Annotated in this window: 18 protein-coding genes and 1 pseudogene; 9 read left to right on the top strand and 10 right to left on the bottom strand. The window is 73.0% G+C overall.

The window, feature by feature from the left end; translation table 11 throughout:
• Positions 1 to 199 precede the first annotated feature (199 nt).
• On the top strand, positions 200 to 862 hold the full coding sequence (leuE, locus tag AB0L89_RS14100) for a leucine efflux protein LeuE (protein ID WP_365139513.1): 663 nt from the start codon (positions 200 to 202) through the stop codon (positions 860 to 862).
• 31 nt (positions 863 to 893) lie between these two features.
• On the opposite strand, the gene AB0L89_RS14095 is transcribed toward leuE, so the two are convergent.
• Together AB0L89_RS14095 and AB0L89_RS14090 are read right to left on the bottom strand one after the other, a co-directional pair.
• Positions 894 to 1361, bottom strand: a complete 468-nt coding sequence (locus AB0L89_RS14095; protein WP_365139510.1) for a MarR family winged helix-turn-helix transcriptional regulator — start codon at positions 1359 to 1361, stop codon at positions 894 to 896.
• 104 nt (positions 1362 to 1465) lie between these two features.
• Complete coding sequence (locus AB0L89_RS14090) at positions 1466 to 2950, bottom strand: FAD-dependent monooxygenase (RefSeq protein WP_365139507.1); 1485 nt, start codon at positions 2948 to 2950, stop codon at positions 1466 to 1468.
• 38 nt (positions 2951 to 2988) lie between these two features.
• Here AB0L89_RS14090 and AB0L89_RS14085 point away from each other — a divergent pair, with 38 nt between their 5' ends.
• A complete protein-coding gene (locus AB0L89_RS14085; protein ID WP_365139504.1) occupies positions 2989 to 3648 on the top strand; it encodes a TetR/AcrR family transcriptional regulator C-terminal domain-containing protein in 660 nt (219 codons plus the stop codon).
• Here the strand turns inward: AB0L89_RS14085 and AB0L89_RS14080 are convergent.
• The 3 genes from AB0L89_RS14080 to AB0L89_RS14070 are packed head-to-tail and all read right to left on the bottom strand — an operon-like array spanning position 3617 to position 7133.
• Complete coding sequence (locus tag AB0L89_RS14080; protein WP_365139501.1) at positions 3617 to 4777, bottom strand: acyltransferase; 1161 nt, start codon at positions 4775 to 4777, stop codon at positions 3617 to 3619. The two genes, AB0L89_RS14085 and AB0L89_RS14080, sit on opposite strands and share 32 nt — an antisense overlap.
• Positions 4774 to 6156 (bottom strand): polysialyltransferase family glycosyltransferase, encoded by a 1383-nt coding sequence (locus AB0L89_RS14075; protein ID WP_365139498.1) that lies wholly within the window; start codon positions 6154 to 6156, stop codon positions 4774 to 4776. The genes AB0L89_RS14080 and AB0L89_RS14075 overlap by 4 nt, the downstream gene beginning before the upstream one ends.
• The gene (locus AB0L89_RS14070; protein WP_365139495.1) at positions 6156 to 7133 is read right to left on the bottom strand and encodes a glycosyltransferase family 2 protein; all 978 of its coding nucleotides are present in this window, start codon (positions 7131 to 7133) and stop codon (positions 6156 to 6158) included. Before AB0L89_RS14070 ends, AB0L89_RS14075 begins: the two co-directional genes overlap by 1 nt.
• Positions 7134 to 7355: 222 nt before the next feature.
• On the opposite strand from AB0L89_RS14070, the gene AB0L89_RS14065 reads away from it, so the two are divergent.
• The 4 genes from AB0L89_RS14065 to AB0L89_RS14050 are packed head-to-tail and all read left to right on the top strand — an operon-like array spanning position 7356 to position 12218.
• Entirely contained in the window at positions 7356 to 8744 is a 1389-nt protein-coding gene (locus AB0L89_RS14065) for a DUF6716 putative glycosyltransferase (RefSeq protein WP_365139845.1), read from the top strand.
• 26 nt (positions 8745 to 8770) lie between these two features.
• A complete protein-coding gene (locus tag AB0L89_RS14060) occupies positions 8771 to 10087 on the top strand; it encodes an N-acylneuraminate cytidylyltransferase (protein ID WP_365139493.1) in 1317 nt (438 codons plus the stop codon).
• A gap of 14 nt (positions 10088 to 10101) precedes the next feature.
• Positions 10102 to 11043, top strand: a complete 942-nt coding sequence (locus AB0L89_RS14055) for an N-acetylneuraminate synthase family protein (protein ID WP_055696580.1) — start codon at positions 10102 to 10104, stop codon at positions 11041 to 11043.
• Between the two features lie 35 nt (positions 11044 to 11078).
• Positions 11079 to 12218, top strand: a complete 1140-nt coding sequence (locus tag AB0L89_RS14050; RefSeq protein ID WP_365139491.1) for a hypothetical protein — start codon at positions 11079 to 11081, stop codon at positions 12216 to 12218.
• Here the strand turns inward: AB0L89_RS14050 and AB0L89_RS14045 are convergent.
• The 5 genes from AB0L89_RS14045 to AB0L89_RS14025 form a co-directional block, all read right to left on the bottom strand.
• Complete coding sequence (locus AB0L89_RS14045) at positions 12166 to 12747, bottom strand: carboxymuconolactone decarboxylase family protein (RefSeq protein WP_365139488.1); 582 nt, start codon at positions 12745 to 12747, stop codon at positions 12166 to 12168. The two genes, AB0L89_RS14050 and AB0L89_RS14045, sit on opposite strands and share 53 nt — an antisense overlap.
• A gap of 70 nt (positions 12748 to 12817) precedes the next feature.
• Positions 12818 to 13276, bottom strand: coding sequence for a protein-tyrosine phosphatase family protein (locus tag AB0L89_RS14040; protein WP_365139485.1), 459 nt, complete (start codon positions 13274 to 13276; stop codon positions 12818 to 12820).
• A gap of 82 nt (positions 13277 to 13358) precedes the next feature.
• Complete coding sequence (locus AB0L89_RS14035) at positions 13359 to 13757, bottom strand: peptidoglycan-binding domain-containing protein (RefSeq protein ID WP_365139482.1); 399 nt, start codon at positions 13755 to 13757, stop codon at positions 13359 to 13361.
• A 207-nt stretch (positions 13758 to 13964) separates the two neighbouring features.
• Positions 13965 to 14468, bottom strand: coding sequence for a pyridoxamine 5'-phosphate oxidase family protein (locus tag AB0L89_RS14030; RefSeq protein WP_055696585.1), 504 nt, complete (start codon positions 14466 to 14468; stop codon positions 13965 to 13967).
• Entirely contained in the window at positions 14468 to 15940 is a 1473-nt protein-coding gene (locus AB0L89_RS14025) for an MFS transporter (RefSeq protein WP_365139479.1), read from the bottom strand. The genes AB0L89_RS14030 and AB0L89_RS14025 overlap by 1 nt, the downstream gene beginning before the upstream one ends.
• 99 nt (positions 15941 to 16039) lie before the next feature.
• On the opposite strand from AB0L89_RS14025, the gene AB0L89_RS14020 reads away from it, so the two are divergent.
• From AB0L89_RS14020 to AB0L89_RS14010, 3 genes and pseudogenes are all read left to right on the top strand, one after another.
• Positions 16040 to 16936: a LysR family transcriptional regulator gene (locus AB0L89_RS14020; RefSeq protein WP_365139476.1), complete on the top strand. Its 897-nt coding sequence runs from the start codon at positions 16040 to 16042 to the stop codon at positions 16934 to 16936.
• 83 nt (positions 16937 to 17019) lie between these two features.
• A complete protein-coding gene (locus tag AB0L89_RS14015; protein WP_365139473.1) occupies positions 17020 to 17421 on the top strand; it encodes a GNAT family N-acetyltransferase in 402 nt (133 codons plus the stop codon).
• A gap of 155 nt (positions 17422 to 17576) precedes the next feature.
• A pseudogene (locus AB0L89_RS14010) lies at positions 17577 to 18017 on the top strand (Tn3 family transposase).
• The last annotated feature ends 65 nt before the right edge of the window (positions 18018 to 18082 follow it).

The raw sequence follows: 18082 nt of genomic DNA, 5'->3' as shown, positions 1-18082 counted from the left end.
CGTCGTCCATGGCGAGTGTGCCGCCGGACGCGTACTGAGGCGTCAGCCGTGGTGAGTGTGCCGCCGAGCGGGTACTGAGGCGTCGTCCACGGCGAGAGAGCGACACCCGGAGCGCGGCCCCCGGCGGCATCCGGAGTGTGGCCGTCCGCACAGCGGACACCGATGTCCTCTTGTCGTACGTCCGTGCGACACTCCGGCCATGCTGGGTGTCATCGATCTTCCGACCTATCTCGCGGGCCTCGTCCTCATCGTGCTGCTGCCGGGGCCGAACTCCCTGTACGTCCTCTCCGTGGCCGCGCGGCGCGGTGTGCGGTCCGGGTACGCGGCAGCCGCCGGCGTGTGGTGCGGCGACACGGTCCTGATGACGCTGTCGGCGGCCGGTGTGGCCTCGCTGCTGCAGGCCAACGCCCTGCTGTTCGGGATCGTGAAGTACGCGGGCGCCGGGTACCTGACCTGGCTGGCGGTCGGGATGCTCAGGGCGGCGTGGGGCATGTGGCGGTCGCGCCGGGAGCAGGCCGTCGCGGACGGGGCCGGGCGGGACGACGCGACGGCGGGCGCGGGGGAGCGGCCGCTGCGCAAGGCCTTCGTGATCAGTCTCCTCAACCCCAAGGCGATCCTGTTCTTCATCGCCTTCTTCGTGCAGTTCGTCGACCCCGGCTACGCCTACCCCGCGCTGTCCTTCGTGGTGCTCGGCGCGCTGGCCCAGCTGGCCAGCTTCCTCTACCTCACGGCCCTGATATTCGGCGGCACGAAGCTGTCGGCCGCCTTCCGCCGCCGCCGGCGGCTCTCGGCCGGGGCCACCTCGGCGGCGGGCGCGCTGTTCCTCGGTTTCGCGGTGAAGCTGTCGCTCAGCAGCGTGTGACGCCACCGGCGCGGGCGGCGTGCGGGCGGCCTCAGTGGTGCCAGGCCGTGCCGCCCACGTTGTGGATCATCCGTTGCAGGACCTTCAGCGCGGCGACGTACTCCTCGTCGCCGATGCCCTCGTGGATCTCCGCGCGGATCCGCAGCTGGCGCTCGGCCACGCGGGCCTGGAGCGCGCGGCCCTCGTCGGTCAGGGCGATGCGGCCCGCGGCGTCCTCGGTGATCAGCCCGCGGTCGTGCAGGGCGCCGATGTCGTGCAGCAGGGCACCCTCGCCGGTGTCGAGGTAGCCCTTGAGGATCGCGGTGACCTCGTCCCGCGGGCGGCCCTCCGGCGCCGGGACGAGCTGGCTGAGCAGCCACCACTGGGGCTGGGTCAGGCCCAGCTCGGCGAGGGCGGTGCGGATGTGGTGGACCACGGCCGAGCCGGCGGCCGAACTCCAGTAGCCGACGGGCTGGTTCACCAGGTCGGAGTCGCTGTGCGAGTACGTGAAGGTCGTCATGCGGGCGAAGGTAGGACCTCAAGTCGACTTGAGGTCAACCCCGGCATGCCCGGCACCCCGCCCGGCCCGCGTCACCCCCCGGTCCGCGTCACCCCCGGCCCGCGTCACCCCCCGAACCGCGCCAGATAGGCCGTCAGGCCGTCCCGCGCTTCCTCGCCCGCCCAGCCGACGTACCCGTCCGGGCGCACCAGGAAGAGCCCCTTTCCGTACGGCTCGTACGCGGGCAGCCTGCGGGTGCGGACCAGCTCGCCGTCCAGCGGCGGCAGCACCGCGTCCGTGCCCACCGCGAGCAGTGTCCAGTGCGGGCCCCGGAGCGCGTCGAACACCGTCCCCGTGCCGAGCGGCCCGTCCGGTGCCCGGTCGCCCGCCCGCAGCGCGTCCTCCGGCAGGCCCGCGCGGGCGTCCACCGCCAGGGACGCGTCGCGGTAGCCGATGCCGAGCTGGCGGGTGGCCGCGCCCCGCCGGGCCTCGCCGCGGTGGATGCGGGTGGACAGGCCCAGCATCCGCGCGGCGTTGGGCCGACGCTCCTCCTCGTAGGTGTCGAGCAGCTCCTCGGGCGCGCCGCGGCGCAGCACCGCGCCCAGCTTCCAGCCGAGGTTGTAGGCGTCCTGGACGCTGGTGTTCAGGCCCTGGCCGCCCGCCGGCGAGTGGACGTGCGCCGCGTCCCCGGCGAGCAGGACGCGGCCCGCGCGGAAGCGGTCCGCGAGCGCCGCGCGCGGCCGGAAGTCCGAGGCCCAGCCGACCTCGCCCACGTCATCGGCGGACAGGTGCGTCAGGGCGGCGACGGCGCGCCGCACCCCGTCGGCGGAGACGTCCGGCGCGCGGCCGTCGGGGAACTGGGCGGCCAGCTGGAAGTCGGGGATCCCCGGGAGCGGGCAGATCGCCGCGAACCCGCCGCTCGCTCCGGCCCCTTCGCCACCCGGCGAGAAGAGGTGCCAGTGGTCGCGGTCCAGGGCGTCGGGGATGCGGATGTCGGCGACCAGGACCGGTTTGGGGTCGACGGTCTCGCCCGTCATGGCGATGCCGAGCAGCCCGCGCACGGTGGAGCGCCCGCCGTCCGCCGCGACCGCGTACGCCGCGCGCACCGTGCCGCCGGTCGACAGCGTGGCGGTGACCCCCTCGGCGTCCTGCGCGAGGCCCGTGACCCCGGCGCCGAACAGGACCTCGCCGCCGAGCTCGCGCAGCCGCGCGAGGAGGATCTCCTGGGTGCGCCACTGCGGGACCAGCCACGGTCCGGTGTACGGCGCGGTCGGCGACGGCTCCTGCTCGTCGAACATCCGGTGCTCGCCCCGGCGTTGGCCGTTCTGCCAGACCAGGCCGACCGGGGCCGGGCCGCCCGCCGCGAGGACGGCGTCGAGCACGCCGAGGTCGTCGAAGACCTCCAGGGTGCGGGGCTGGAGGCCCTTGCCGCGCGAGCCGCGGAACAGTTCGTCCGCCCGCTCGACGACGAGGGCGCGCACGCCGCGCCTGGCCAGGTCGCAGCCGAGGGCCAGGCCGGTGGGGCCCGCGCCGACGACCAGGGCCTCGGCCTCCTGGGGCGAGGGGGCGGAGCGTGCGGCGGACGTGTCCTTAACGCTGTTAAGTTCCATGGTCCGCAGGATGCGCTTAACGGTGTTAAATTGTCAAGGTGGCTACGACACGACTGGACCGCGCCAAGGTGGCGGGCACCGCGCTCGACCTGCTGAACGAGACCGGCCTCGAAGGGCTGACCCTGCGCGCGATCGCCCAGCGGCTCGATGTGAAGGCCCCCGCGCTGTACTGGCACTTCAAGGACAAGCAGGCGCTGCTCGACGAGATGGCGACCGAGATGATGCGGCGCATGAACGCGGAGTTCCCGGCCGTGCCGGACCCCGACTGGCGCGTGGCGCTCACGAGGTCGATGAGCGGGCTGCGCGACCATCTGCTGCGCTACCGCGACGGCGCCAAGGTCTACAGCGGCACCCACTTCACCGACCTGTCGTACGCGGCCCCGATGGAGGCCCATCTGCGCGTGCTCGACGAAGCCGGGTTCGCGCCGGACGCGGCCGCGCGCGCCTGGGTCACCGCCTACAGCTACACCATCGGCTATGTCATCGAGGAGCAGGCCGCGGGCCCCGGCCCCGCCGGGGGCGAGGGCGGGTACGACCTGGCGGCCCGCGCCGAGCGCCTCGCCGCCTACCCCCTCGCGGCCGCCGCGGGCGAGGTGGTCTTCCGCGGGCGCGACCACGGCTTCGCGGCGGGCCTCGCGGCGCTCGTCGCGGGCATCGGCGTGACGCTCAGCGCTTCGGCGGCGCCGGGCGGCGCGTGAGCCCCGTCCGGATCAGCGGCGTCAGCCACCCCTCCACGTACCGGTTCAGGAGCCAGGCCAGCAGCAGCATCGCGGTGATCGTCAGGCCGAACGTCGCGTACGAGGGGATGCCGAGGCCCCGGTGCAGCGCTTCCACCGTCACCCAGCCCAGGTGCTCGTGCACCAGGTAGAACGGGTACGTCAGCGCGCCCGCCACCGTCAGCCACTGCCAGTTGGCCCGGTGCAGCAGGCCGAGGGCGATCAGGAGCACCGCCGCGAAGCCCGCCGTCACGACCGCGATGATCCCGGCCGAGGAGCGGTAGGAGAAGAAGTCCGGGTTCGGCGCGTGCCACAGCCGGTCGACCGCGTAGTGCTGGCCGATCAGCCAGCTCACGCCCGTGATGCCCCACGCCGTGAGGTCGCGGCGGTCGCGGTGGATGAGGTAGATGCCGATGCCGCCGACGAAGAAGGGCGCGTACTCGGGCATCAGGACGAGGTCGAGCAGGGGCTGGTCGGCGGCCTCCGCGATCGCGGCCGCCAGCGTCCACACCGCGCAGAACAGCACGACGCGGGCGCGCGTCGCGCCCGGCAGGACCACGCACAGCGCGAACAGCGCGTAGAAGCGCAGCTCGGCCCAGAGCGTCCAGCACACGCCGAGCACCCGGTCCGCGCCCAGCGGCTGCTGGAGCATGGTGAGGTTCACCAGCGCGTCGCTGGGCGAGACCGCCTCGTACGCGACCACGGGCAGCGCGAAGACGGCCGTCACCAGGACGATCGCCGCCCAGTAGGAGGGCAGCAGGCGGGAGGCGCGGGAGGCGAAGAACGAGCGCAGCGGGCGGCCCCAGCCGCTCATGCAGATGACGAAGCCGCTGATCACGAAGAAGATCTGTACGCCGAGGCAGCCGTAGGCGAACCAGCCGCTCGCGGTGGGGAACTGGTCCCGGGGCGAGCCGCCCCAGGCCTGGGCGATCTCGCCGTCACGGCCGCCGTAGTGGTAGGCGGCGACCATGAGTGCGGCGACCAGGCGCAGTCCGTCGAGGGCCCGCAGCCGGGGCTGCGGGCGGGCGGAGCCCTTGGGGGTGGCGCTGTGCGGGGAGGTGGTGACCGCTCCCGGGGAGGGCTTCGGGAGCGTGCTGCCGGGAGAGGTCATCCGAGCGCGGTCCGCTTGAGCGAGCGCTGGACGGAACGGGCCCGGCGGGCGACGCGGCGCACGGTCGCGTTGCGCGGGATGAACCCGAGCTGCGAGGGCAGCGCGCCGGGCAGCGCGAGCGCGGTCAGCCGGCGCCGCTTGAAGTAGCGCGTGGTGCGCGGGTTCAGGCCGCGGGAGAGGTAGCGCTCGGCGTCGGTGCGCAGCCCGGGGTAGATCTGCGGCTGCATGGCGAAGCCGACGGCCTTGAGCAGGTTGGTCAGTTCGCCGACGCCCATGCCCGCCTCCTGGGCGGTGACCGCAGCGCGGTCGGTGAGCTCGGGCAGCAGTGCGTCGACGATCGTGACCGGGACGCGGTTGCTGTTCTGGTACGGCGCGAGGCGCTCCAGGAGCAGGTCCGTGCCGGCGCGGGCGGCGGGCAGGCCGTAGAGCGCGGACGCCGTGAGCAGGGCCGTGGAGAAGCAGCCGACGACGAGCGCGGGCCGCATCCGCTGGTAGAGCACCTCGGCGAGCACCGGCGCGTCGAGCACGGTCAGCTCGACGCCGATGGCCTTCGCCTCCTTCTCCAGCGCGCGCGACCAGCGGGCCGGCGCCGTGGGGTGGGGCTTGAACACGACCTGCGTGTGGCCGAGTTCGGCGGCGCCGCGCACCATGCGGATGTGCAGCTCCTCCTCTTCCTCGGCGGTGAGGATGTTCAGCGCGGAGAGGTACTGGCCGAGGACGAGCGCGGGCGCCTCGACGTCCGGCAGCTCCGGACCCAGCAGGCCCGACGACTCCGTCTCGTCGTCGGCGAGTTCGGCGAGCACCTTCACGAACGTGTCGGTCGGCACGACCTCCGGGGCCACCCCGAACTCGGTGAGCAGCAGCGGGGTCAGGCCCGGCACCAGGTCCAGGTGGAGCAGGCGCCGCACACGCGTGCCGACCAGCGGGTCGATCTTGTTGCGGGTGGGGCCGTAGCTCATCAGGCCGTCGGCGTAGACGTCCACGGGGGCGCCGGTGAAGATCTGCGCCAGCGCGAGCGCCGGGTTGACCTGGATCGACTCGACGGCCAGCTCGACCGCGTCGTCGCCGAGGTCCCAGAGCAGCCGCACATAGCGCTCCCACAGCACGACGTCGTCGCCGCGCGGGGCCCAACCACCGGGGTGGAAGGGGGAGATGGTCTCGTTCCAGGACCGCACCTCGTCGAACCGGCCGCGCAGCCGCGCGAACCCCGGCATCCCGTCCAGGGACGGCGTGGTCTCCGGCGTGGCCGCGTTGTTGCTGACCAGCAGGATGCGCCGGTCGGCGGGGCCGAAGCGGTCGGCGTCCAGGGCCGCGGCGAGGGTGGCCGCGCCGTACAGCGTCGACGCCAGGAAGATCTGCGTCGTGCGGGGCGTCGCCATTACGCGGCCACCTCCGCCGAGACCGGTCGCCGGCGCAGCCTGCGCAGCCGGGTCGCCCGCTGGAGGTCCATGGAGTCGAGCGCGTCGTCGAGAACGCCCTGCGGCATCCGCTTCAGCGCGGCCGCACTCATTGACTTCAATTTGCGCGCCACGGATGGCTCGAACCTTTCGATGGATCCCAAATGGTGGGAGATGATCGCACAGTAAGTGCGCACGGCCTTCGGCAGGAGTTTGTCCGCGTCCCGGTCCTCGGCCGTTTCCCGCACCACCTGGTCGAATGCCTTGATGAAATCGAGCTGGCGTACGTCGCCGATCTGCGTCAGCGACGAGGCGACGCCGCGCCGGTAGAACACCCCGAGCAGGCCGACCGCCGCGAAGGATTCCGCCTCGCGGTGCAGCCGCCAGATCCAGGGCCGGTCCTCCGCGGTGCGCAGGCCGTCGGTGAAGTGCAGCAGGCCCGCCTCGGCGAGCCTGCGGTGGTAGATGCCCGCCCAGGCGTACGCGTAGTCGACGGACGTGGAGCGGTCGGCGGGCAGTATGACGTCGCGCGGGTTGAGCACCTCGCCGCGCCTGCCGTGCGGCACCCGGTGGATCGTGCGGGCGCGCGCGGTGCACTGCACATGGTCGGTGCGCACGAAGTCGCAGCCCAACTCCTCGATGGAAGCGACGAGTTGGCTGAAGTACCCGGGGGCGAGCCAGTCGTCGCCGTCCAGGAAGGTGAGGTACTCGCCGCGCGCCGCGTCGAGGCCCGTGTTGCGGGCGGTCGCGAGGCCGCCGTTCGTCTCATGTCTGAGGTGGACGGCGCCGGGAAGCTCGCGCGCCGCACGCTCCAGGATGTCCGGAGTCTCGTCGCGCGAACAGTCGTCGACGAGAATGAATTCGAAGTCCTCACGTGCGTTCGCACGCAGACTCCTCAAGGTGTCGGGCGCGTATTGCTGCACGTTGTAGAACGGCACGATGACGGAGAGCTTAACCACGTGGGTGACGTTAGGTGTCGGCCCGTCATTCGTGTCGACCCGCAGTGGGATGTCAGGTGAACGACGTATGGCGGAATGGTTAACCGGGCTGCCCGGGAGCCTTTTCCGGGGCTGATTCGCCATTCGTCGGCATGCTGTTAACCGTTTGTTGCACCTGAGTTGGGCCGCGAATCGAAATGCCTTCCTAGCGTCTGGGACGTGCAAGGAAGTCATCGAAACCCGCTGCGGGTCGCCGTGCTCGCCGATTCCGATACGCGATGGAAATGGGGCGCTCTCACCGCGAACCGCATCGTATCGGACAATCGGCCCGGACGTCATGAGCCGGACGGCACCGAGCCGGACGGCGCTCGGTCGGACGGCGCTCGGTCGGACGGCCAGGAGCCCGTCGGCCATCGGCTCAGCGGGTACCTGCTCCGCGGCCGGGCCACCCCCACGCCCCGGCAGCTCGAAGAGGTGGGCGTGCGCGCGGACTCCCTGCGCGAGGTCACCGCCGTCGAGTTCCTGCGCGAGGTGGAGCGGGACGCCCCCGACGTGATCGTGCTCGCCCTGGTGGGCGGGGCGGTCCAGGCGGTGCTGCACGGACTCGCCCGCGTCACCCAGGACGCCCGCCTCACCGGCGGCCTCCGGCGCAGGCCCGTCGTCGTCACCGGCTATGTCGGCGTCGTCTACGAGAAGCTCGCCGACGGCCTCCTCCTGCGGCACGGCGCGGACGTCGTCCTCGCCAACTCCCGCCAGGACGCGGACCGTTTCCGGGCCGTGTACGAAGGAGTGGGCGCCGACGCCTCCTCGGTGACGGAGGCCGCGCTGCCGTTCCTCGGCGGCGCCCCCTACGAGAAGCACGACCCCTACACCGTCGTCTTCGCCGCCCAGCCCTCCGTGCCGGAGACCGCCGCGCACCGCACCTACCTGCTGCGCCGCCTCGTCGAGCACGCCCGGCTGCACCCCGACCGCGAGGTGCTGCTCAAGCTGCGCAGCAAGCCCGGCGAGCACACCACGCACATCGAGGAGCTGCCCTACCAGAAGCTGGCGCAGCGCATCGAGGGCGGCCTGCCCGCCAACTGCCGCCTCGTCTACGGGCACATGGGCGAGGTCCTGGACCGCACCGACCTCCTGGTCACCGTCTCCTCCACGGCCGCGCTCGAAGCCCTGCACCGCCGCGTCCCCACCGCGGTCCTCACCGACCTCGGGGTCCGCGAGGCGCTCGGCAACCACCACTTCACCGGCTCGGGCTGCCTCGCCTCCTGGGACGAGCTGGACGCGGGCCACCTGCCCGAGCCCCGCGAGTCCTGGCTGGCCCGGCAGGGCGTCGCCGCCGACGGGACGTACGAGCGGGCCTTCGACGCGGCGCGCGAGCGCGTCACAGACCTCCTTGCCGCAGCCCAACTCCCGCCGATCGAGCCCTACTACAGCCTCGCCACCGCCCGCGGCTATCTGCCCGGCATCCTCGCCCGCCACCACCTCGGCCCCGACGGCGCCCCGCTGCCGGGCGCCCCCGCGGCCGACAAGGACCCCGGCCCCGTACGGCAGATCGTGCGCCGCGCGGCCCGCGGCGCCTACCGCCACGGGGTGCAGCGCGTGGCCCCCGTCATCCGGCGGATGGGCGAGCTGTGACCCCCCACCCCTCCCAAGGAGCGCCCATGACCCACCCCGACCCGGCCGGCCCACCGGTGCGCCGCGTGCTCGCGGTCATCCCCGCACGCGGCGGCTCCAAGGGAGTGCCCGCCAAGAACCTCGCCCCGGTCGGCGGCATCCCGCTGGTGGCCCGCGCCGTCCGCGCGTGCCGGGCCGCCCGCCTGGTGACGGACGTCGTCGTCTCCACCGACGACCACGTGATCGCCGAGGCCGCCCGCGCCGCCGGTGCCGAGGTGGTCCTGCGCCCCGCCGCGATCGCCGGCGACACCGCGACCAGCGAGGCCGCCGTGCTGCACGCGATGGACGTCCACGAGGAGCGGCACGGACACGCGGTCGACGTGGTCCTGCTCGTGCAGTGCACCAGCCCCTTCCTCACCCGCGAGGACGTCGACGGGGTCGCCGGGGCGGTCGTCGAGAACGGCGCGGACACCGCCGTCACCGTCGCCCCCTTCCACGGCTTCATCTGGCGCGACGCGGCGGACGACGCCACCGGCGAGGGCGCGGCCCTGGCGGCGCGCCGCACGGACACCGTGGGCGGCACCGCCACGCTCGCCAACTCCACGCGCACCGGCGGCGGTTACGGCGTCAACCACGACAAGTCCTTCCGCCCGCGCCGCCAGGACCGCCCCCAGGACCTCCTGGAGACCGGCGCCGCCTACGCGATGGACGCGACCGGGTTCCGCGCCGAGAAGCACCGCTTCTTCGGCCGCACCGAACCGGTCCGCACCGACCCCGCGCGCGTCCTGGAGGTCGACGACCCGCACGACCTCGCCCGCGCCCGCGCGCTCGCCCCCCTCTTCGACGCGGATCGCCCCGACGGCGATGCCGCGCTCCCGACCGCCGCCGACATCGACGCGGTCGTCCTCGACTTCGACGGCACCCAGACCGACGACAGGGTGCTGATCGACTCCGAGGGACGGGAGTTCGTCTCCGTGCACCGCGGGGACGGCCTCGGCATCGCGGCCCTGCGCAAGAGCGGCCTGCACATGCTGATCCTGTCCACGGAACAGAACCCGGTCGTCGCCGCGCGCGCCAGGAAGCTCAGGCTTCCCGTCCTGCACGGCATCGACCGCAAGGACCTCGCACTGAAGCAGTGGTGCGAGGAACAGGGCATCGCGCCCGAGCGCGTGCTCTACGTCGGCAACGACGTCAATGACCTCCCGTGCTTCGCCCTCGTGGGCTGGCCCGTGGCGGTCGCGAGCGCCCACGACGTCGTACGCGGCGCCGCACGCGCGGTCACCACCGTCCCCGGTGGTGAGGGCGCGATCCGGGAGATCGCCACCTGGATCCTCGGCCCCTCTCTCGATTCCCTCCACAACTAAGGAATGTTCCTGCCATGAGCACCATCACCTCCATCGGCGCCAACTCCCGCCTCCGCCAGTTCGGTTCGAAGACGGCCGGCCCCGGTCAGCCCGTGTACATCACCGGCGAGATCGGCATCAACCACAACGGCGACCTGGAGAACGCGTTCGCGCTCATCGACGTGGCCGCCGACGCCGGCTGCGACGCGGTGAAGTTCCAGAAGCGCACCCCGGAGATCTGCACCCCGCGCGACCAGTGGGACATCGAGCGCGACACCCCCTGGGGCCGCATGACCTACATCGACTACCGCCACCGCGTGGAGTTCGGCGAGTCCGAGTACCAGGCCATCAGCGAGCACTGCGCCAAGCGCGGCATCGACTGGTTCGCCTCCCCGTGGGACACCGAGGCCGTCGCCTTCCTGGAGAAGTTCGACCTGCCGGCCCACAAGGTCGCCTCCGCCTCGCTCACGGACGACGAGCTGCTGCGCGCCCTGCGCGCCACCGGCCGCACGATCATCCTGTCCACGGGCATGTCGACGCCGAAGCAGATCCGCCACGCGGTCGAGGTCCTCGGCTCGGACAACATCCTCATGTGCCACGCCACCTCGACGTACCCGGCGCAGGCGGAGGAGCTCAACCTCCGTGTGATCAACACCCTCCAGCAGGAGTACCCGAACGTCCCGATCGGCTACTCCGGCCACGAGACGGGCCTGCAGACCACGCTCGCCGCCGTCGCCCTCGGCGCCACCTTCGTCGAGCGCCACATCACCCTCGACCGCGCCATGTGGGGCTCCGACCAGGCCGCCTCCGTCGAGCCGCAGGGCCTGACCCGCCTGGTCCGCGACATCCGCACCATCGAGGCCTCCCTCGGTGACGGCGTCAAGAAGGTCTACGAGTCGGAGCTCGGCCCGATGAAGAAGCTCCGCCGCGTCGCGGGCGTCGTCGCCGAGGCCGAGTCCGAGCCGGTCGCGGTCTGAGCGCCCACCGGTTACCGGGATACGGACAGACGACGATGAGCCCCCGAGTCGGCAGCGCCGCCGACACCACGGCCCCGGACGGGGCGGCCGCCACGCTCGCCTTCGTGGAGAGCCCGGTCCAACTCCTCAACGTCCTGGAGTGGGCGCACGCCGCGGCCGCGACCGGCCCGACCGGGGGCCTCACCGTCGTCGTCCTCTCCCCGAACGACCCCATGACCCGCGGCCAGCTGCGCCGCATGGCCCAGCTCGCCCGTGACGAGGGCGTCGAGGTCCGCTGGGAGGAGGCGCGCGGCGGCGCGTCGGCCCCCTTCCACACGATCGGCGGCCTCGCGGGCCCGCTGCGCAGGGCCGACCGGATCGTCATCGGCGACCCGTTCTCGCGCTACGTCCAGCTGCTGCTGACCATCACCCGGGCGCGCAGGCTGGTCGTCGTCGACGACGGCACGGCCACCATGGAGTTCGTCTCCCAGCTGGCCCGCGGCGAGCGGCTCCAGCGCTGGCACCGCAAGGGCGGCCGGCCAGGACCCCGCGACCTGGTCTTCGCCCCGGTCTCGGCCCGCGCCCGGCGCCGCCTCACCCCCGGCGGCGCCCGCTCGGTCGAGGTCTTCTCGGCCATGCCCATCGACGAGGCGCCCGACGGCGTCGACATCACGGTCAACGCCTTCGCCTGGACCAGGGAGCGCTTCGGCCCGCCCCGGATCACGCGCGGTGCCGACCTCGTCGGGACGTCCCTGGTGGAGACCGGCGTGGTCGACCCGGACCGCTATGTCGAGGCGGTCCGGGCCCTGTCCCTCACGCACGGCGCCGCACGCTACTTCGCGCACCGCCGCGAGAGCGCCGAGAAGCTGCACCGCCTCGCGGTCGAGACGGGCCTCCAGATCGTCCGCCCCGACCTCCCCCTCGAACTCATCGCCCGTCGCGGACCCATCGGCCGTACGGTCCTCAGCTTCCCGTCGACGGTCGTCCACACGCTGCCCCTGGCGCTCGCGGGCACCGAGGTGAAGGTGGCGGTCTGCGACATCGACCCGGGCTGGCTCACCGAGAACGCCTCACCGCGCGCCCAGGGCTTCCTGTCCGGCGTGACGGGCACGGCGCGGGACGTGCACCGGCTCACCTCGGTCATCACCGCTTCGGCAGGTAGTCCTCGAACCGCGGGGTCCCCGGCTCCGGGCTGAGCCGGGTGGCGCGGGTGACCAGGCTGACCGTCTGGTACCAGCCGGCCAGGAACAGCAGGTCGAGGAGTTGCCGCTGGGTGAACTCGGCGGTCAGGCGCGCCCACAGCGCCTCGTCGATGTCGCCGCCGTCGCCGTGCATCGCGTCCGTCAGCTCGATGAGCAGGCGGTCGCGCTCGGTGCTCCAGCACGGGTCGGTGCTCGCGCCGTGGGTGAGCGAGGTGATCTGCTCCTCGGTCAGCTCGGCCTTCGGCGCGAAGAAGGCGACGTGCACGGCCCATTCGTACTCGGCGCGGCACAGTGCGCAGATGCGGTCGATGACGATCTCCCGCTCGCGCATGCCGACCGTCAGCCGGTCACCCAGCTGGTAGGAGCCCCAGCTGTTCATCGCGTCGAGCATCGGTACGTTGTGCGCGAACATCCGGAAGAGCGCGAGGGGTTTCTGCCCCTGTGGCGTCATGCGCGCCAGGACCTCGGCGGCGTCCGGGGGATAGGGCGGTTCGAGGGGCGGTATCCGGTCGGTGTCGGCCATCGGGTCGTGTCTCCTCGGGTCGAGTGGTCGAGTGGTCGGGAGGTCGAGCGGCCACGTGGTCGAGCGGTTGTCAGTCGTGGTCCGCGAATCGCGCCACGTACCGCCGCTGCCAGGGGGTCTCCACCGCGTGCCGGTCGTAGCGGGCGCGCACATAGCTGACGGCGTCCCGCGCGGGCACCCCGTCGAGCACGGCGATGCACGCCAGCGCCGTCCCGGTCCGGCCCCGCCCACCGCCGCAGGCGACCTCGACGCGCTCGCCCGCCGACCGCTCCCACACCTCGCGCAGCAGCTCCCGCGCCCGCTCCCGGTCGCTCGGCAGCCGGAAGTCCGGCCACCGCAACCATCGTGATTCCCACGGGACTTCGGGCGGCCGCTTGCCGAGGAGGTAGACGCCGAAGTGCGGCGCGTCGCCCTCGGGCAGGGCATGGCGCAGCCCACGGCCGCGCACGAGCCGCCCGGAGGGCAGCGCGAGCACGCCGTGGGCCGTGGGCGACCAAGTCGCCTCCGTCGTACGGTCGTTGTCGGACATGCCGATGCGTGCTCCCCTGGATCAGTGGCGTCGGTGGACGCCTCCATTGTCACGGTGGGGAGCACGCGCCGCAGGGGGTTGCTCAGACACCGGTCCGCAGCCACGACCAGGTGTTGGGCCCGACGATGCCGTCGTCCGCGATGCCGCAGTCCCGCTGGAACGCCCGCACGGCCGAGCGGGTGTTCTTGCCGAACTGGCCGTCGATGCCGTCGGGGCCGATGTTGTAGTTCCGGAAGCGCAGGAGCGCCTGGATCTCCTTGACCTTCTTGCCGCTGTCGCCGTAGTCGGCGTACGTGTTGTGGGTGTCGTAGCCGCAGTAGAACCCGAGGCCGGTCCGCCACGAGCAGCCGGCCAGGGCGACGGAGGCGGAGGGCTCGGCGGCCGGGGCGGCGGCCGACGCGGTGGCGGCCGCGCCGGTGACGGCGGTCGCGGCCAGGACACCGGTGGCCAGGACGGCGGCGGTCTTGCGGTGGACGAGCATGGGCGCTCCTGTGGGTCGGGCGGCGTGCGCGCCGCCTCGGATGTGGGATGCCCGGGCACCACTCACGCTAGGGCGGCGGCCCCTCTCGGCGCGTCCCGTGGTGGTGTGATTCCCGCCTGCACCGACGGTTGCAGCGCGGTCAACCCCCGCCGTAGCGCCCGAGGGGCGTCCACCCCGCGCGGTAGACCGCCGCCCGCCCCCGGGCGCTCAACTCGCCGCGGGGAGTGCCGTGTCCGGCCGCCAGATGACGCTCCGCAGATCGCTCCCGCGCACCAGCTGGATCCGCCGGGGCTCGATCCGGATCACGTGGTACCCGGGGTCGTCCGGGCCGCCCCGCCAGTAGTGCACCGGGTCGTAGCCCACGCCCGGCGGCCCGCCCCTGCGGTAGAGGTCCCAGGCGTGGTGCCGCGACGCCTCGTCCTCGGCCCAGGCGGAGAGCGCGTCGACGTGGACGGTGTTCTGGCGCGGGCTCCAGTAGGAGTACGTGGTGTGCGGACTGTGCGCCAGGTGGGCGGTCTTCACCGGGGTCCTGTAGGCCGCGAGCCAGCCGACCGGGACGCCGTCGACGACCTCCCAGACGGGCAGCAGGACCCGGGCGCGGGGCCGGTTCGCGCGGTCGACGGTGATCATCGTCGCGTACTTGATCTCGCGTACGTAGCCGAAGAAGGTGTCCTGGATCTCGGCGAAGGACCCGGCGCGCTCGGTGGCCATCAGCGGGCCGCCGTCAGGTCGGCGGGGACCTCGGCGGGGCCGCCCGCGGCGACCGGTGCGCTCGTGGCCCTCGTACGCAGCCCGAACGCGCTGATCAGCGCGGCGAGCAGGGCGGCGGCGAGCGGCACCCACAGGGCGGCACGGTAGCCGTCGAGCAGGTCGGCGGGCGAACCCGACGCGGTGGCGGCGACGTTGACGGCGGTCACCGTCGACAGGCCGAGCGCGGCGCCGAACTGGAAGGACGTGTAGAGCAGCGCACCGGCCAGACCCTGCTCCTCCTCGGCGACGCCTTCGGTGGCGACGATGGTGAGGGGGCCGTAGGCGAGGGAGAAGGCGATGCCGAGCACGATCAGGCTCGGGAACATCATCGCGTAGGTCCAGTCGGCGCCGACCGGCAGGAACAGCGCGTAGGCCAGCGCGGCGAGCAGCAGTCCGCCGAAGATCACCCGGGCGTTGCCGAAGCGGCCGACCAGGCGGGGCGTGAGGACGGGGGAGAGGATCGCGTCGACGCCGATGACGATCATCGCGAGGCTGGTCTGCAGCGTCGACCAGTCCCGCAGCTCCTGGAGGTAGAGCACGACCAGGAACTGGAAGCCGAAGAAGCCCGCGGCGAAGAGGAGTCCGGCGAGGTTGGCGCGGACCAGGGGACCGCCGCGCAGGATGCCGAGGCGGACCAGCGGGGCGGCCGCCCTGCGCTCGACGGCGACGAACGCGGCGAGCAGCACGAGCCCCGCGCCGATCGTGAGCGCCGTCCACGCGAGCGAGGTGTGCGAGGCCCGCTCCACGCCGAGCACGAGCAGCACGATGGCGGCGGTGATCGTGACGCCGCCCGCCAGGTCGACGCCCTGCCCCGCGCGGTCCGGGCGCGGCGACTTCGGCACGAGGGCGAGGGCGGCCACCAGGATCACGGCGGAGAGCACGACGGGCGCGAAGAACACCCAGCGCCAGCCCACCGAGGCGAGCAGTCCGCCGATGACCAGGCCGATCGAGAAGCCGCCTGCCGCGGTGCCCGAGTAGAACAGCAGCGCCTTGTTGCGCCGCGGCCCCTCCTCGAACCCGGTGGTGATGATCGACAGGCCCGCCGGGGTCATGAAGGCCGCGGCGACGCCCGTGACGAAGCGGGCGACGATCAGCGTCCACCCCTCGGTGGCGAACCCGCCGAGGCCGGAGAAGAGCAGGAAGACCGAGAGCCAGAAGACGAACATCTGGCGGCGCCCGAAGAGGTCGGCGGCCCGCCCGCCGAGCAGCATGAAGCCGCCGTACCCGAGGACGTAGGCGCTCATGACCCACTGCAGTGAGCCGGTGGACAGGCCGAGGTCGGCGCGGATGGAGGGGAGGGCGACGTTGAGCATCGCCACGTCGATGCCCTCCAGGAAGATCGCTCCGCACAGGACGAGGAGGACGCCCCACTCGCGGCCGGTGAGGGATCTGTCGGGGGATTCGGGCGCGTGAGGCGCGGGGTTCTGGTTCATGCCGTCAGCCTCCGCCGGGGCGCGGGACGGAACAACGGCGAAGATCGCAACGTTCGTTCAGTCAGGCTTACCGATACCGAACGACCTGGGGGGACGTCGATGGAACGCGACGAACTGGAGTGCTTTCTCATCCTCGCCGAGGAGACGCACTTCGGCCGCACCGCCGAGCGCATGCGGCTGTCCAGGGCCCGGGTGAGCCAGCTCGTGCAGCGCCTCGAACGCCGGGTCGGCGCACCCCTGTTCCTCCGCACCAGCCGCCGTGTCGCCCTCACCCAGCTGGGCCGTCAGCTGCGCGCCGACCTCGAACCGCACCACCGCGCCATCGAGGCCGCCCTGGAGCGCGCCACCGCCACCGCGCGCGGCATCGAGGCCGTCCTGCACGTCGGCTTCGGCAACCCCCTCACCGGCGAGATCGTCATGAAGGCGACGGAGGCCCTGCGCGTCAGCCACCCCGGCCTGGCCGTGGAGGTCTGCGAGGTGCCGCTCGGCGATCCCTACGGACAGCTGCGCAAGGGCGAGTTCGACGTACAGCTCACCGAGTTCCCGGTGCGCGAGGCGGACCTGGGCGGGGGATCCCTGCTCCTGGCCGAGGACCGGGTCCTGGCCCTGCCCGCCGCCCATCCGCTGGCCGCGCGCGAGACGGTGACCCCGGAGGACCTGGGGGACGTGCCTCTCCTCACGATCGCGGGCGAGGTCCCCGACTACTGGCTGGAGCACCACGTCCCGGCCCGCACCCCGAGCGGCCGCCCCGTCACGCGCGGCCCCGGCGTCACCAACATGCAGGAGGCCCTGATGATGGTCGCCGCGGGCCGCGGCGCCCTGCTCGCCCCCGCCCATACGGCCACGTACTTCGCCCGGCCCGGCATCGCCTACGTCCCCTTCGGCGAGGCCGAGCCGACGGGATACGGCCTGGTGTGGCGGCTGGGCCACGACACGGGCGCGGTGGCGGCGTTCGCGCGCACGGCCCAGGAAGTGGCGCGGGAGCTGGCGGCCTGAACCGGAGGCGCGCGAAGGGCCCGAACCAGCGGCGCTCGCGGGGCCCGAACCGGCGCCGCGCGGGCGGCCGTTAGGCTCCCGGCATGGCGATCACCTATGCATGGCGGGGCGACTTCGAGGACGCCGAGGTCAACGGCCTGCACGCCGAGGGGTTCGGCCATCCGGCGCTGGACATCGGATGGCGGGCGCAGGTCGAGCGGCACAGCCTGGGCTGGGTGTGCGCGCGGGACGACGCGGGCGACCTCGCCGGCTTCGTCAACGTCGCCTGGGACGGCGGCGTGCACGCCTTCGTCCTCGACACCGTCGTGGCGGCCCGCGCCCGGCGCCGGGGCATCGGCGCCGCACTCGTCGCCCGCGCGGCCGAGGGCGCCCGCGCGGCCCACTGCGAGTGGCTCCACGTCGACTTCGACGACGAGCTGCGCGACTTCTACTTCGCGGCGTGCGGCTTCAGGGAGACGGCGGCGGGGCTCATCGCCCTGGACTGAGCCGCGGTCGGCCGACGGGGCGGCCAGCGCCCGCGGGTCCTGAGGTCCATCCGGCGGAACCCGTACCTGGTCGACTCGTGCTCTTTCACGGGGTCCCAGTGGTTCTCGCGGAAAAAACAACGCTAAGCCGTGCGGCAGCCCATTGATCTGGGCTGATGTCCGTGCTCACCATCGGGCGGCAGACCATGGTCGAGCCCCTGTCGGACGAGGGGCACCGGCGCAAGATCGCCCGGCAGCTGAACAAGGGCGAGTCCCTCCACGCCCTGCGCCGCCAGCTCCACTACGCCCGCGAAGGCAAGGTCACCCGCCGCCGGCCCGAGCAGTAAAACGAACAGGCGTGGTGCCTGACGGTCGTGACGAACGCAGTGGTCTGCCGGCACACGGAGTACATGGGCCTGGCCGTCGGTGAACCGCGTACCGCCGGGCGCGGGGTGGACGCCGAGGTGTTGGCGCACATCTCCCCGGCGCGCAGTTCGGTGGTCAACCACTACGGTTCGATCACCGTCGACTACGAACGCGAACTTGCCCAGCTCGACGACCAGGGACACCGGCCGCTGCGGACCGCTGGCATGGACGAGCCCGGAGCCGGGCTGTAGCAGCCGGACACGGGCCTGTTGTCCACTGCGCGCCCCGGACGCATCAGACGATGCCGACGACAGGG

The organism is Streptomyces sp. NPDC052114, assembly GCF_040680155.1.
Classification (GTDB): Bacteria; Actinomycetota; Actinomycetes; order Streptomycetales; family Streptomycetaceae; genus Streptomyces.
Note: the sequence above shows the minus strand (reverse complement) of the source record. Positions and strands in the feature narration are given on the sequence as shown.

Bases quoted from the DNA above. Each gene is read 5' to 3' on its own strand.
- AB0L89_RS14035 (WP_365139482.1), bottom strand. From the start codon at position 13,757: ATGCTCGTCCACCGCAAGACCGCCGCCGTCCTGGCCACCGGTGTCCTG.
- AB0L89_RS14045 (WP_365139488.1), bottom strand. From the start codon at position 12,747: ATGGCCGACACCGACCGGATACCGCCCCTCGAACCGCCCTATCCCCCG.
- AB0L89_RS14050 (WP_365139491.1), top strand. From the start codon at position 11,079: ATGAGCCCCCGAGTCGGCAGCGCCGCCGACACCACGGCCCCGGACGGG.
- AB0L89_RS14055 (WP_055696580.1), top strand. From the start codon at position 10,102: ATGAGCACCATCACCTCCATCGGCGCCAACTCCCGCCTCCGCCAGTTC.
- AB0L89_RS14030 (WP_055696585.1), bottom strand. From the start codon at position 14,468: ATGGCCACCGAGCGCGCCGGGTCCTTCGCCGAGATCCAGGACACCTTC.
- AB0L89_RS14040 (WP_365139485.1), bottom strand. From the start codon at position 13,276: ATGTCCGACAACGACCGTACGACGGAGGCGACTTGGTCGCCCACGGCC.
- AB0L89_RS14015 (WP_365139473.1), top strand. From the start codon at position 17,020: ATGGCGATCACCTATGCATGGCGGGGCGACTTCGAGGACGCCGAGGTC.
- AB0L89_RS14075 (WP_365139498.1), bottom strand. From the start codon at position 6,156: ATGGCGACGCCCCGCACGACGCAGATCTTCCTGGCGTCGACGCTGTAC.
- AB0L89_RS14095 (WP_365139510.1), bottom strand. From the start codon at position 1,361: ATGACGACCTTCACGTACTCGCACAGCGACTCCGACCTGGTGAACCAG.
- leuE (WP_365139513.1), top strand. From the start codon at position 200: ATGCTGGGTGTCATCGATCTTCCGACCTATCTCGCGGGCCTCGTCCTC.
- AB0L89_RS14020 (WP_365139476.1), top strand. From the start codon at position 16,040: ATGGAACGCGACGAACTGGAGTGCTTTCTCATCCTCGCCGAGGAGACG.
- AB0L89_RS14025 (WP_365139479.1), bottom strand. From the start codon at position 15,940: ATGAACCAGAACCCCGCGCCTCACGCGCCCGAATCCCCCGACAGATCC.
- AB0L89_RS14060 (WP_365139493.1), top strand. From the start codon at position 8,771: ATGACCCACCCCGACCCGGCCGGCCCACCGGTGCGCCGCGTGCTCGCG.
- AB0L89_RS14080 (WP_365139501.1), bottom strand. From the start codon at position 4,777: ATGACCTCTCCCGGCAGCACGCTCCCGAAGCCCTCCCCGGGAGCGGTC.
- AB0L89_RS14090 (WP_365139507.1), bottom strand. From the start codon at position 2,950: ATGGAACTTAACAGCGTTAAGGACACGTCCGCCGCACGCTCCGCCCCC.